At 63.9% G+C, this 13,661-nt stretch carries 10 protein-coding genes; 4 read left to right on the forward strand and 6 right to left on the reverse strand.

Annotated elements, in window-relative coordinates:
- Window positions 1–115: 115 nt before the first annotated feature.
- Window positions 116–985: a tRNA glutamyl-Q(34) synthetase GluQRS gene (gene gluQRS, locus NCT32_RS04345; protein WP_061119943.1), complete on the reverse strand. Its 870-nt coding sequence runs from the start codon at window positions 983–985 to the stop codon at window positions 116–118.
- Between the two features lie 17 nt (window positions 986–1,002).
- Complete coding sequence (locus tag NCT32_RS04350) at window positions 1,003–1,866, reverse strand: sulfurtransferase (protein ID WP_061119952.1); 864 nt, start codon at window positions 1,864–1,866, stop codon at window positions 1,003–1,005.
- A gap of 211 nt (window positions 1,867–2,077) precedes the next feature.
- On the opposite strand from NCT32_RS04350, the gene dnaE reads away from it, so the two are divergent.
- Entirely contained in the window at window positions 2,078–5,611 is a 3,534-nt protein-coding gene (dnaE, locus tag NCT32_RS04355) for a DNA polymerase III subunit alpha (protein WP_061119951.1), read from the forward strand.
- Complete coding sequence (locus NCT32_RS04360; RefSeq protein WP_061119942.1) at window positions 5,611–6,675, forward strand: glycosyltransferase family 4 protein; 1,065 nt, start codon at window positions 5,611–5,613, stop codon at window positions 6,673–6,675. The genes dnaE and NCT32_RS04360 overlap by 1 nt, the downstream gene beginning before the upstream one ends.
- A gap of 5 nt (window positions 6,676–6,680) precedes the next feature.
- Here NCT32_RS04360 and NCT32_RS04365 read toward each other — a convergent pair whose 3' ends face one another.
- On the reverse strand, window positions 6,681–7,442 hold the full coding sequence (locus NCT32_RS04365; protein ID WP_061119941.1) for a glycosyltransferase family 2 protein: 762 nt from the start codon (window positions 7,440–7,442) through the stop codon (window positions 6,681–6,683).
- 346 nt (window positions 7,443–7,788) lie between these two features.
- On the opposite strand from NCT32_RS04365, the gene NCT32_RS04370 reads away from it, so the two are divergent.
- Both NCT32_RS04370 and msbA read left to right on the forward strand, forming a co-directional pair.
- Window positions 7,789–8,925, forward strand: coding sequence for a glycosyltransferase family 9 protein (locus NCT32_RS04370; RefSeq protein ID WP_061119940.1), 1,137 nt, complete (start codon window positions 7,789–7,791; stop codon window positions 8,923–8,925).
- 314 nt (window positions 8,926–9,239) lie between these two features.
- Entirely contained in the window at window positions 9,240–10,958 is a 1,719-nt protein-coding gene (gene msbA / locus NCT32_RS04375; RefSeq protein WP_409219258.1) for a lipid A export permease/ATP-binding protein MsbA, read from the forward strand.
- A 72-nt stretch (window positions 10,959–11,030) separates the two neighbouring features.
- Here msbA and rng read toward each other — a convergent pair whose 3' ends face one another.
- From rng to rlmH, 3 genes are read right to left on the reverse strand one after another with little or no spacing between them, the layout of a single operon-like run.
- Window positions 11,031–12,500: a ribonuclease G gene (gene rng / locus NCT32_RS04380; protein ID WP_061119938.1), complete on the reverse strand. Its 1,470-nt coding sequence runs from the start codon at window positions 12,498–12,500 to the stop codon at window positions 11,031–11,033.
- 7 nt (window positions 12,501–12,507) lie between these two features.
- Window positions 12,508–13,122, reverse strand: coding sequence for a nucleoside triphosphate pyrophosphatase (locus tag NCT32_RS04385; RefSeq protein ID WP_061119950.1), 615 nt, complete (start codon window positions 13,120–13,122; stop codon window positions 12,508–12,510).
- A gap of 55 nt (window positions 13,123–13,177) precedes the next feature.
- Window positions 13,178–13,648, reverse strand: coding sequence for a 23S rRNA (pseudouridine(1915)-N(3))-methyltransferase RlmH (rlmH, locus tag NCT32_RS04390; protein ID WP_250489929.1), 471 nt, complete (start codon window positions 13,646–13,648; stop codon window positions 13,178–13,180).
- Between the last annotated feature and the right edge of the window lie 13 nt (window positions 13,649–13,661).

The following is a 13,661-nucleotide window of genomic DNA, read 5'->3' on the forward strand; positions in this document are numbered from 1 at the left end:
GCGACCGGGTCGTCAAATCCCGCCCTAAACGGTACACCGTTCGTTATCTAAGAAAAGACCTTAACTGAACGGCATTAGCCCGCGCGGCTGCCTTTTTTGCTTTCGGGCGACGAATCTAGCGCGCGAAGCGCTTCGCCCATTCGGCCGTCGCGGCGCTGTAGAACGTGTCGAGGGAATCGGTCGAGACATCGATGCCCAGATGCCGCGCCGCTGCGACGAGCGCCTGGAGAGGCGCGTGCCGATCGAGCGGCGCCGCGCCCGTCTGCTTGCTCAGTTTCTCGCCGACGTCGTTGTTGACGACGGCCACATGCAGATAAGCCGGCGTCGGCACACCGAGGCAGCGCTGGAGATAGATCTGCCGCGCGGTCGAATCGAGCAGATCCGCGCCGCGCACGATGTGCGTGATTCCGGCGTCGGCGTCATCGACGACGACCGCCAGTTGATATGCCCACAGCCCGTCCGCGCGCTTTAGCGCGAAATCGCCGACCTCGGTTGCGAGATTCTGCGTTTGCGGTCCTTGCCAGCGATCGACGAACGTAACGACCGCCGCATCGCCATCCGGCACGCGCAGCCGCCATGCGCGCGCGGGCTTGCCATGCAGGCCGCCGCGGCATGTTCCCGGATAGGCGAGCGTCGCATGGCGCGCGTGCGCGTGCACCAGCGAATCCGCGATTTCGCGTCGCGTGCAGCCGCAGGGATAGATGAAGCCTGCCGCCTGAAGACGTTCGAACGCGGCCTGATATGCATCGCCGCGCTCGCTTTGCCAGACCGGCGGTTCGTCCGAAGGCATACCGAAATGCGCGAGCGTCGCGAGGATTTCATCGGCGGCCCCGGGCACGGTGCGCGGCGCATCGACATCCTCGATGCGCACGATCCAGCTCCCGCCGTGCGCGCGGGCATCGAGAAAACTCGCGAGCGCGCTGACGAGAGAACCCGCGTGCAGCGGTCCAGTGGGCGAGGGCGCGAAGCGGCCGCGATAGGTCATCGGGCTCTTGTCGATCTCTAGGCCGCGCGGCTAACCTTTGCGTCGGGATGGCAAGCCGGGCACGTTTCGCCTGGCTTGTAGAACGGCGACATCTGATCTTCGACCGACACCACCGCGCGACAGCCGAAGCACTGCGCGGTCGCGGTGGGCTGCAGGTTCGGATCGAGCGCCGTACGGTAATCGAACACGAAGCATTCGCCGGTGTAATGCGCGCCGCCCACTTCCTCGAAGTACTTCAAAATGCCGCCTTCGAGCTGATAAACGTGCTCGATGCCGACTTCCTTCATGTGAATCGCGGCCTTTTCGCAGCGGATTCCGCCGGTGCAGAACGACACGACGGTCTTGTCCTGCAGATCCGCACGATTTTGCTCGATCACCTCGGGAAACTCGCTGAATTTCGTGATGCGGTAATCGAGCGCGTCGTCGAACGTGCCGACGTCCACTTCGAATGCGTTGCGCGTGTCGAGCATCACGACCGGACGACCTTCGTCGTCATGGCCGCGGTCGAGCCAGGCTTTCAGCGTGGGCGCGTCGACGGAAGGCGCGCGACCGAGTTCCGGCTTGATCGCGGGCTTTTTCATCGTGATGATTTCGCGCTTGAGCTTCACCAGCATGCGGCGAAACGGCTGCTTCGCGGAGAGGCTTTCCTTGAACTGCAGATCGGCGAAACGGCCGCCGAAGAGGGCATCCGTTCGAATGTAGTCGATGAATTCGCGGACTTCGGCAATCGGACCGGCAATGAAAAGATTGATGCCCTCCGGCGCCAGCAGAATCGTGCCTTTCAGGCCGAGCGCGTTGCAGCGTTCGGTGACGAGCGGCCGCCACGCGGGGCCGTCCTCGATGGTGACGAATTTGTAGGCGGAGAGATTCAGAATGCTCATGATCGGATGACGCGCAAACGGCTGTAACGGGTAAAAAGTGCGCGGATGAAACGCGCGCAAAACACGTATTATCCCGCAAACGGCGCGTGGCTCTCCGGGATTCGATCTGCCGTGTCGCCGGGTCTTGCGCGTGCGCAATGTCGGGCGTGCGCGCAGGCCTTATCCGTTCGGCCAACGCGCTTCGCCGCGCCCGTTTTCGCGTGTATCCCGCATGTACAATACCGCCATGTCAGATCCCCGCTTCGTTCATCTCCGCGTCCACTCCGAATTCTCGATCGCCGACGGCATCGTGCGGCTGGACGACGTCGTCAAGGCTGCCGCAAAAGACGGGCAAGGCGCGCTTGCGCTGACCGATCTCGGCAACGCGTTCGGCCTCGTGCGCTTCTACAAGGAAGCGCGCGGTAATGGCGTCAAGCCCATCGCGGGTTGCGATGTCTGGATCACGAATCCCGCCGATCGCGACAAGCCCTCGCGCCTGCTGCTCCTCGTGCGCGACAAGCAGGGCTATCTCAATCTGTGCGAGCTGTTGAGCCGCGCATGGCTGACGAACCAGTATCGCGGCCGCGCCGAGGTGATGGTCGAATGGCTCGAAGAAGGCCTGGCCCAAGGACTGCTCGCGCTCTCGGGCGCGCAGACGGGCGACATCGGCATGGCACTCGCGGCAGGCAATGCAGCCGGCGCGCAACGCAACGCCGAGCGCTGGACGGCACTTTTTCCGAACGCGTTCTACATCGAGTTGCAACGCGCGGGTCTGCCGGGTGAGCAGGCCTACGTTCAGGAAGCGGTCAAGCTCGCCGCGAAGCTGAAGCTGCCCGTGGTCGCGACGCATCCGCTGCAGTTCATGACGCCCGACGACTACACCGCGCACGAAGCGCGCGTGTGCATTTCCGAAGGCGACATTCTCGCCAATCCGCGTCGTCAGAAGCGCTTCACGAACGATCAGTATTTCCGCACGCAGGACGAGATGTGTGCGCTCTTCGCCGACATTCCGTCGGCGCTCGCGAACACGGTCGAGATCGCGAAGCGCTGCAATCTGACGCTCGAACTCGGCAAGCCGAAGCTGCCGCTTTTCCCGACACCCGATGGCATGTCGCTCGACGACTACCTCGTGCAGTTGTCGAAGGAAGGTCTCGAAGTCCGTCTGCAACAGCTTTATCCGGATGAAGCCGAACGTGAAGCGCAGCGCGAAACGTACTACGCGCGCCTCGACTTCGAGTGCGGCACGATCATCAAGATGGGCTTTCCGGGCTACTTCCTGATCGTCGCCGACTTCATCATGTGGGCGAAGAACAATGGCGTGCCGGTCGGCCCGGGGCGCGGTTCGGGCGCGGGCTCGCTGGTCGCGTATGCGCTCGGCATCACGGACCTCGATCCGCTGCGCTACAACCTGCTGTTCGAGCGCTTCCTGAATCCGGAACGCGTGTCGATGCCCGACTTCGATATCGACTTCTGTCAGGAAGGGCGCGACCGCGTCATCCAGTATGTGAAGGGAAAGTACGGCGCAGATGCGGTCTCGCAGATCGCGACCTTCGGCACGATGGCCGCGAAGGCCGCGGTACGCGACATCGGCCGCGTGCTCGATCTCGGCTACATGTTCACGGACGGCATCGCGAAGCTGATTCCGTTCAAGCCAGGCAAGCACGTGACCATCGCGGATGCGCTGAAGGAAGAGCCGACTCTGCAGGAACGCTTCGACAGCGAAGACGAAGTGCATCAGCTGCTCGAACTCGCGCAGCGCGTGGAAGGGCTCACGCGTAACGTCGGCATGCACGCGGGCGGCGTGCTGATCGCGCCGGGCAAGCTCACGGATTTCTGTCCGCTCTATACGCAAGGCGAGGACGGCGGCGTCGTCAGCCAGTACGACAAGGACGACGTGGAAGCCGTCGGCCTCGTGAAGTTCGACTTTCTGGGCCTGACCACGCTCACGATTCTCGACTGGGCCGAGCGCTATATTCGCCGGCTCGATCCGTCGAAAAAGGACTGGAATCTCTCGCAGGTGCCGCTCGACGATCCGGCGTCGTTCTCGATCCTCAAGAAAGCAAACACCGTCGCTGTGTTCCAGCTCGAAAGCCGCGGCATGCAAGGCATGCTGAAGGACGCGCAGCCGGATCGCTTCGAGGACATCATCGCGCTCGTGGCGTTGTATCGTCCGGGCCCGATGGACCTGATCCCGAGCTTCTGCGCGCGCAAGCACGGGCGGGAGATCGTCGAATATCCGGACCCGCGAGTCGAGCCTGTTCTGAAAGAGACCTACGGCATCATGGTCTATCAGGAGCAGGTGATGCAGATGGCGCAGATCATCGGCGGCTACTCGCTCGGCGGCGCGGACTTGCTGCGTCGCGCGATGGGCAAGAAGAAGCCGGAGGAAATGGCGAAGCATCGCGAGATTTTCGCGGAAGGCGCGGCGAAGAACGGCCTCACGCGCGAGAAGGCGGACGAGACCTTCGACTTGATGGAGAAGTTCGCTGGCTACGGCTTCAACAAGTCGCACGCGGCCGCCTATGCGTTGCTCGCGTATCACACGGCGTGGCTGAAGGCGCATCATCCGGCTGAATTCATGGCGGCCAACATGTCGCTCGCCATGGACGACACCGACAAGGTGAAGATCCTCTTCGAGGACTGCATCGCGAACGGCATGGCGGTGCTGCCGCCGGACATCAACCGCTCGGCGTATCGCTTCGAGCCGGTTGCGCAAGCCGACGGCAAGCGCTCGAAAACCATTCGCTATGGTCTCGGCGCGGTAAAGGGCAGCGGTCAGAACGCGATCGAGGAAATCCTGCGCGCGCGCGAGGACGGCCCGTTCGTCGATCTGTTCGACTTCTGCGAGCGCATAGACCGTCGTGTCGTGAATCGTCGCACGGTGGAAGCGCTGATCCGCTCGGGCGCGTTCGACACGGTGCATGCGAATCGTGCGCAGCTGCTCGCATCGGTGCCGCTCGCGATGGAAGCCGCCGATCAGGCCGCCGCCAACGCGATGCAGGCCGGCCTTTTCGACATGGGCGACGCGCCGCTCGCGAAACACGAATATGTCGACGAACCCGAGTGGTCGGACAAGAAGCGCTTGCAGGAAGAGAAGACCGCGCTCGGCTTCTATCTGTCGGGGCATCTCTTCGATGCCTACAAAGGCGAAGTGCGACGCTTCGTGCGCCAGAAAATCGGCGAGTTGAAGGAAGGGCGCGACAAGCTGGTCGCGGGCGTCATTTCGGCGATGCGCACGCAGATGACGCAGCGGGGCAAGATGCTGATCGTCAATCTCGACGATGGCAGCGGGCAGTGCGAAGTCACCGTCTTCAACGAGCAGTTCGAAGCGAACAAGGCGCTCTTCAAGGAAGACGAGTTGCTCGTCGTGCAAGGTCAGGCGCGCAACGACGCCTTCACGGGCGGCATTCGCTTCACCGTCGATACGGCGATGGATCTCGAGCGCGCGCGCAGCCGCTATGCGCAGTCGGTGAAGGTCGAGATGAACGGCAACGCCGATGCGTTGCGCCTGCGCCGTGTGCTCGAAGCGCATGCGGCGGGCGCTGAAACGCCGGCGCCTGTTGCCGCGCCGCCCGCTCGCGATAACGGACGTTCGCGCCAAAGCGCGCCCATTCCTAACGGCCTGAACGTAAGCATCGTCTATCGCAGCGAGCACGCTGAAGGCGAAGTGCGCCTCGGTGACGCATGGCGGGTCAAGCCGACCGACGAACTCATCACGGCGTTGCGCGGTGAATTCGCGGGCAGCGCGATCGAAATCGTCTACTGATGCGCATCGGCATATCGGCGAATGCGCTGAAGCATTCCGGCGGTCTCGAGCGCTATGCGATGGATCTCGTGCGCGGTCTCGCCGCCGCGGGCTTCGACGGCAAGCGCAAGCCCGCGTTCTTCGCGCGCAAGATCGATATGTCGCTGGCCGAAAGCCGGCTGATCGAGGCGCATCGAATCAAAGTGTCGTTTCTGCCGGGCAAGCTGCGCGACGCCTACTTCTCGTGGGCGCTGAAGCGCGCGCGCAAACGTGCGAAGGTCGATGTGCTCATCGGTTGCAATCGCGTGGAAGGTTCCGAGATCGCCATTTGCGGCGGCACGCACATCGGCTTTTTGCGCGCGACCGGGCGGCGCGAGAAGCGCTCGGACACGCGGCAGATCGCGCTGGAACGCCGCCAGTACGCTCAGGCCGAGGTGATCGTCGCGCATTCGGACATGATGAGCGACGAACTGCGCGCGCTATACGGTGTCGACAGCCGGAAAATCCGCGTGCTTTATCCGCCCGTCGACGGCGCGCGATTCTCACCGGTCGATGCCGCTACGCGTGCACGCCTGCGCGAACGCTTCGGTTTCAAACCCGATGAGACCGTGCTGCTCTTTCCGTCTAGCAGTCACGAACGCAAGGGCTTGCCGCTGATCGAAAAGGCGCTCGCCGGCATGAACGTGGTGATCGCCGTCGCGGGTCGCGCGCCGGAGAAGGCCGCGGCGAACGTGCGCTACGTCGGTTATGCGAAGAACATCGAGGATGCGTATCGCGCAGCGGATTTCACGATCCTCGCGTCGAGTTACGAGCCGTTCGGGCTCGTCGGCATCGAATCGGTCATGTGTGGCACACCGGTGATCTTTCCGGCGTGCATCGGCTGCTGCGATGCGATCGCGGACCACGCGAAGCACGTCTTCAAGTCCGGCGACGCCGGCGATCTGCGCCGCACGGTGCTCGATGCCATCGAAACGCGGCGCGACGCCGCGCGCGTGCCGGATGACGCGGTGCGCTACGACACCCGTGTCGATTCGCACGTGCGAGCGCTGATCGACATTGCGCGCGACATCGCCACGAAGCGCTGAGACGCTCAGCGCATCTGGTTCAGGTGCGCGAGTTTCAGAAACCGGTAGTAGACCGTCTGCGCGTTGAACACCGCGATCATGAAGCCGGCCTTGCCGTCCAGAAAGCCGCGCCGCAACACATAAGTCCGCACGAACGCCCACGCGCCGCGCGCGAGCGCGATGCCGAAGCCGCCACGTTTGCCGGCCGCATGACGTTGCTGCGCGCCCGCCGTCGAGTATGCATCCAGCTTGCGCAGCACCGCTTCGAAATCCTCGTAGGAGTAGTGCATCAGCTTGCCGGAGAGGCGGGCGACCGGCTTGCCCGTCGACAGCACGAGGCGCTCATGCACGAGATCGGGCGAAAAGCGCGCCGTGCCGCGCCGGAAGAGCCGCGGAATCCAGTCGGGATACCAGCCGCTGTGCTTCACCCACACGCCGCAAAAGCTCGACAGGCGATCGACCGCGTAGACGTCTGCCTGCGGATCGGTGATCGCCGCCTGGATGGACGCCGCCAGTTCCGGCGACACGATTTCGTCGGCGTCGATCGAGAGCACCCAGTCTGTCGAGAGCGCGTCGAGCGCGCGGTTTTTCTGCGGGCCGAAGCCCGGCCAGTCGCGCGCCTCGATCACGCGCGCGCGAAGCGCCTCGGCGATGCCCACGGTCGCGTCGGTGCTCCCGCCGTCGATGACGACGATTTCGTCGGCGAAGGAGACCGCCTGAAGGCATTGTGCGAGCCGCGCGGCGGCGTTGTGGGTGATGATGGCGATGCCGAGCGTGGGGCGTGACATGGAGCGTGGACCGGGGGTGCGAGTTGGTATAATTATTGAATAGCGGTCGGGCGTGGCGTTATGCGAGGCATTCCGTCTCGCCCGAACCGAGTGTAAAGAGGCCGCGGGCCTCTTTTCGTTTCATCGTCGATGAGGCCGATAGTGTGCCTGACGGGAGCGCCCAGCAAAAGTTCGATCGAGGCGGGTCTGGTTGCCCGTCACGTCGGCCATCGAGCACCGGGTTTTCTTCGCGAGCCGCATCGGTGTCCATGAAACATGCGGCCTGACGAATCCCATCTGCAGCAGAAGCGTGTTTTGCGCCTGCTTCGCCGGTGGACAGCACCCCGAGCAATCCTGTTTTGATTCTATGAGCCGACTCTCCGGGCGCATACGCATCATTGCCCGAGCGATACCCAAGCTTGCGTTCAAGGCGTTCCGCCAGAGGCCGACCGACGTGTCGAGCATTCTGATCGCGCATCACTTGCTGCTCGGCGATACCTTGCTGCTGACGCCGCTCGTCGCGAAGCTGCGCATGCAATATCCGCACGCGCGCATCGTGCTCACGTGTCCGAAGGCGATCATGCCGCTCTACGCGGGACGTCCCTATGGCGCGGAGGCGCTGCCCTTCGATCCGCGTGATGCCGCTAGCGTCTCGGCCGTGCTGAAGTCCGGCCCGTACGATCTCGGCATCGTAGTCGGCGACAATCGTCACGCGTGGCTCGCCATCGCCGCGAAGTGCCGGTGGATCATAGGCCACGGCGGCGACACGCCCGCGTGGAAGAACTGGCCGCTCGACGAGTTGCATCCCTATCCGCCGGAACCCGCTGCATGGGCCGACATCGCCGCGACGCTAATCGACGGGCCGCCGCCAGCGCCTTATCGCCCGAGCGACTGGCCGGCGCCGGCGAGCGCGCCGCTCACGCAGGCGGACGCCGCGTTGCTCGCGCGACCCTACGTGGTGCTGCATCCGGGCGCGAGCACGTCTGTCAAGCGCTGGCCGAACGATCGCTGGCGCGCGCTCGCCGGGCTCATCGAGGCGCTCGGCTACGTGCCGGTGTGGAGCGGCGGTCCGACTGAAGCCGACCTGGTACGTGCAATCGACCCTGAAGGACGATATCCGAGCTTCGCGGGCCGTATGGGGCTCGGCGAACTCTGGTGGCTGTTTGGGCGCGCGCGCGCAGTCGTCTGTCCCGACACGGGCGTCGCGCACCTGGGGCGAATGGTGGGCGTGCCGACGGTAACGCTCTTCGGTCCGGGCAACGCGATGATCCACGGCGCGGGCGAATTCTGGCGCGACGCGCCCTTCAGGCCGGTTTCCATCGTCGACATGCCGTGCCGCGACGAGCCGATCATTTTTCGGCGGCATGTTTCGTGGGTGCGCCGCTGCGATCGCAATGAAACGACGTGTGTCGCCTGGCGCGGCGATCATGCCGCATGCATGGGCCTCATTTCGCTCGAAGCGGTGAGCCGGGCGCTGGAGGAGATGCTGGCGGAAGGTCCATGACGACAAAAACGTATCGTTTTCAGCCGGATTTGTTTCTCTAAACTGGCGCGCCCCTCATTCTTTTCATCGTGGCGTTCGCCCATGCGACAGCACCTGGGAGCATCGCGCTCGATTCCATCGGGATCGGCTGCACAGGCGTTTCTTCGATAGCGTCCCTCACAGGATTAGAATGGCGGATTCTCGTATGCTGACCCGCGCGGCGAATCAAACTGGCGCACTTTCATGCAAACCGAACACCGAGGAAAGATTTGAGCGAGAAGCAGACATTGCGCAAGACCATCGGCGCGGGCGAAAGCAGCTCGCCCACGGCGGTCATGAAACGCCTATGGCCGTACATCCGACCGCTGATGGGCATGGTTCTTCTCGGCCTGTTGACGATGGGCATCGTCGCCGCGACCGAGGCGGGCATCCCGATGCTGCTGAAGCCTTTGCTCGACCACGGCTTCGGCGCCAAGAGCAGCGATCACGCGAAGTGGCTCGTGCCGGCCGCGGTCATCGGCCTCGCGCTCGTGCGCGGCGCGGCGCAATACGCATCCGGCTATTTTCTTTCCTACGTGACGAACAAGATCCTGCTGCAACTGCGGCTCGAAATGTTCCACCGCATGATCCACACGAGCGCCGGCTTCTTCCAGCGCGAGACCGCGAGCACGGTCATCAACGCGATCGTCTTCGAGGTCAATCAGATCCTGAGCGTGCTGTCGAGCGTGGTCGTCACCCTCGTGCGCGATTCGCTCACGGTCGTCTTCCTGCTCGGCTATCTGTTCATCCTCAACTGGCGCCTCACGCTGATCGTCGCGGTGATCCTCCCCGCGATCGGCTGGCTCGTCAGCAAGATCAACCGCCGGCTGCGGCGCCTGAACCGCGAGCATCAGACGCTGACCAACGAACTGTCGTATATCGTCGAGGAGACGGTCGGCGGCTACAAGGTCGTGAAGGTGCACAACGGCGAGCCGTATGAGATTGGCCGCTTCTCGGAGATGAGCCATCGCCTGCGCGGCTATGCGATGCGCATGCAGGTATCGGGCGGGCTCGCACAGCCGCTCACGCAGTTTCTCGCGTCGATCGCGCTAGCGATCGTCATCACGATCGCGGTCGTGCAGTCGGCGAACGATCAAACCACGGTCGGCGGTTTCGTCGCGTTCGTCACGTCGATGCTGCTCGTGATCTCGCCGCTCAAGCATCTGATCGATATCAACCAGCCCCTGCAGCGCGGCATGACGGCGGCCGAGCTGATCTTCGGCCTGATCGACGAACCGGCCGAGCCCGAGGGCGGCGGGCGGCGTCTTCCGCGCGCACGCGGCGAGGTCGAATTCCGCGACGTGACGTTCAGCTACGGCTCCATCGACCGGCCGACGCTCGATCGCGTGTCGTTCAAGGTTGCGCCGGGCGAGATGGTCGCGCTTGCGGGTCCGTCGGGCAGCGGCAAGACGACGCTCGTGAATTTGCTGCCGCGCTTCTTCGATCCGCGCGCCGGTCAGGTGCTCGTCGATGGCGTGCCGATCACCGAGTACAACCTGCACGATCTGCGCGGTCAGCTTGCGATGGTCAGCCAGGACGTCGTGCTCTTCAACGATACGATCGCGGCGAACGTCGCGTATGGTCAGACGCCGGATCGCGAGCGCGTGATGTCGGCGCTCGCCGCGGCGAATCTGTCGGATGTGGTGTCGTCGCTGCCGGATGGGATCGACACGCTGGTCGGCGGTAACGGCATGCGGCTCTCGGGCGGGCAGCGCCAGCGTCTCGCGATCGCGCGGGCGATCTATAAAGACGCGCCGATCCTGATTCTCGACGAAGCGACCTCAGCGCTGGATTCGGAATCGGAGCGCCACGTGCAGTCGGCGCTCGAGACGCTCATGAAAGGACGCACCACGCTCGTCATCGCGCACCGGTTGTCGACGATCGAGCGCGCGGACCGCATTCTCGTAATGGAAGCAGGGAAGATCGCGGAGCAGGGAAGTCATGCCGAGCTGTTGCGCAAGGATGGGTTGTATGCCCATCTGCATCGGATTCAGTATCAGCAGCAGGCGGCGTGAGGCGCGAAGGCTGCGTTGTGTCCTGGTTCCGGACCTCGCTCGAATGCGCTTCGGGCGAGGTTGTCGCGGAACCTACATCAGCACGATGTCGTACTGCTCCTGACTGAGATTGCTCTCCACCTGCAATGAAACCGGCTTCCCGATGAAGTCCATCAGCATCGCCAGATGCTGTGACTCTTCTTCGAGAAAGAGATCGATGACCTGCTGCGACGCGACCACCCGGAACTCACGCGGATTGAACTGCCGCGACTCGCGCATGATTTCCCGCAGCACGTCGTAGCACACGGTGCGCGGCGTCTTCACCTGACCTTTCCCCTCGCACGTCGGGCACGGTTCGCACAATACGTGAGCCAGTGACTCACGCGTGCGCTTTCTCGTCATCTCCACGAGCCCGAGCTGCGAGAACCCGTTCACCGTCACGCGCGTGCGGTCCCGTGACAAAGCCTTCTTGAGTTCCCCCAGGACCTGATCGCGGTGCTCGACATTCTCCATGTCGATGAAGTCGATGATGATGATCCCGCCGAGATTCCTGAGGCGCAGTTGCCGCGCGATGGTATGCGCCGCTTCGAGATTCGTCTTGAAGATCGTGTCGTCGAAGTTGCGCGCGCCGACGTAGCCGCCCGTATTGACGTCGATGGTCGTCATCGCCTCGGTCTGGTCGATCATCAGGTAACCGCCCGACTTGAGATCGACGCGCCGCGACAGCGCGCGCTGGATCTCCGCTTCGATGTTGTACAGATCGAAGAGCGGCCGCTCGCCGGTGTAGTGATGCAGACGCGAAGCCACCGCCGGCGTGAACTCCGCCGCGAAGTCGGCGAGCATCTGATATGTTTCGCGCGAATCGACCTGAATGCGCGTGGTCTCGTCATTCACGAAGTCGCGCAATACGCGTTGCGCGAGGTTCAGGTCCTGATAGAGCAGCGTCGTGGGCGGCACGCGCTGCGCTTGAGCGACGATCGTCGCCCAGGTCTTGCGCAGGTACGCGACATCGGCCGCGAGCTCTTCGCTCGTCGCGTCTTCGGCAATGGTCCGCACGATGTAGCCGCCTTTCTCGTCGGCGGGCAACACGGCCGTGAGGCGCGCGCGCACGGCCTCGCGCTCCGCCTCGCTCTCGATCTTCTGCGAGATGCCGATATGCGGCTCCTGCGGCAGATACACGAGCGTGCGTCCCGCAATGCTCACCTGCGTCGACAGCCGCGCGCCCTTCGTGCCGATCGGGTCCTTCACGACCTGCACCATCAGCGATTGCCCTTCGAAGACGATCTTCTCGATCGGCACATGCGGCGCCGACGAATGCGGCTCGCCCGCGATGCGCGGATGCCAGATGTCGGCGACATGAAGAAACGCGGCGCGCTCGAGACCGATATCGATGAACGCGGACTGCATGCCCGGCAGCACGCGCACGACACGGCCGAGATAGACATTGCCGACGCGTCCGCGCGAAAGCGTGCGCTCGACGTGAAGTTCCTGAACGGCGCCTTGCTGAACCAGTGCGACCCGGGATTCCTGCGGTGTGACGTTGATCAGGATTTCTTCGTTCATGGCCTGTTTAGAATGCGACGCGCGCCACGCGCAATAGTGCTGCTGTTTCGAAAAGGGGCAAACCCATGATACCCGAATAGGACCCGTCGATTCGCTCGATGAACTCCGCCGCGCGTCCCTGTATGCCGTACGCGCCCGCCTTGCCGAGCGGCTCGCCGGACGCCGCATAGCGCTGCAGCGCAGCACGATCGGCACGCGCGAAACGCACCGTCGAGCGCGAGAGCGCAGGTTCGAGAAGCGCGCCATCCGCATCGACGACGGCGAGCGCCGTCAGCACTTCGTGCTCGCGTCCCGCGAGGCGTTCGAGCATCGCAACCGCGTCTTCTTCGTGCCGCGGCTTGCCGAGGATCAGGCCGTCGATGGTCACGGTCGTATCGGCGACCAGCACCGGCGCGCTTGCATGGCCGCCCGCAAGCAGCCGCGCGCGCGCCGCGTGCGCCTTCAGCGCGCATACGCGCACGACGTACGCATCGGCGGACTCGCCTGGCAGCTCGGTTTCGAGCGCTTCGGCGTCTTCATCGGGACGGGGAAGCAGGAGTTCGTACTGCACGCCGAGCTGACGCAGCAGCTCCTGACGGCGCGGGCTTTGAGACGCGAGATAAACGAAGCGATGAGTCGGCATCTTGAAGTCGGGTTCGAATGGCGCGCACGGCATTCGATCCAACGTCGAAAAAGCCTCACGCGCGATGATAGGGATGATTCTGCGTGATGCTCCACGCGCGGTAAAGCTGTTCGGCGAGCAGCACGCGCACCATGCCATGCGGCAGCGTGAGACTCGACACGCGCAGCATCAGTTCGGCGCGCGCTTTCACTGCCGGATTGAGCCCGTCCGCACCGCCGATCACGAACGCGACATCGCGCCCGTCCTGTTGCCAGCCGGGCAGGGCGTTCGCGAGTTGCATCGTGGTCCAGTCGCGGCCGCGTTCGTCGAGTGCGACGACGCGCGCGTTCTTCGGCAAGGCGGCTTCGATGCGCTGCTTCTCGGCTGCCATCACGCTTTCGGCATTGCGTCCCGCCGAGCGCTGTTCGGGCTTGATTTCCTTCAGCTCGATGCGCAGTTCGGGCGGCATGCGCTTCGCGTATTCGTCGAAGCCATTCGTGATCCAGTCGGGCATCTTGTGTCCGACGGCGAGGATGACCAGCTTCATCGAATGAAGCGGC

The sequence above is a fragment of the Caballeronia sp. INML2 genome, assembly GCF_023631365.1.
Lineage (GTDB): Bacteria > Pseudomonadota > Gammaproteobacteria > Burkholderiales > Burkholderiaceae > Caballeronia > Caballeronia turbans.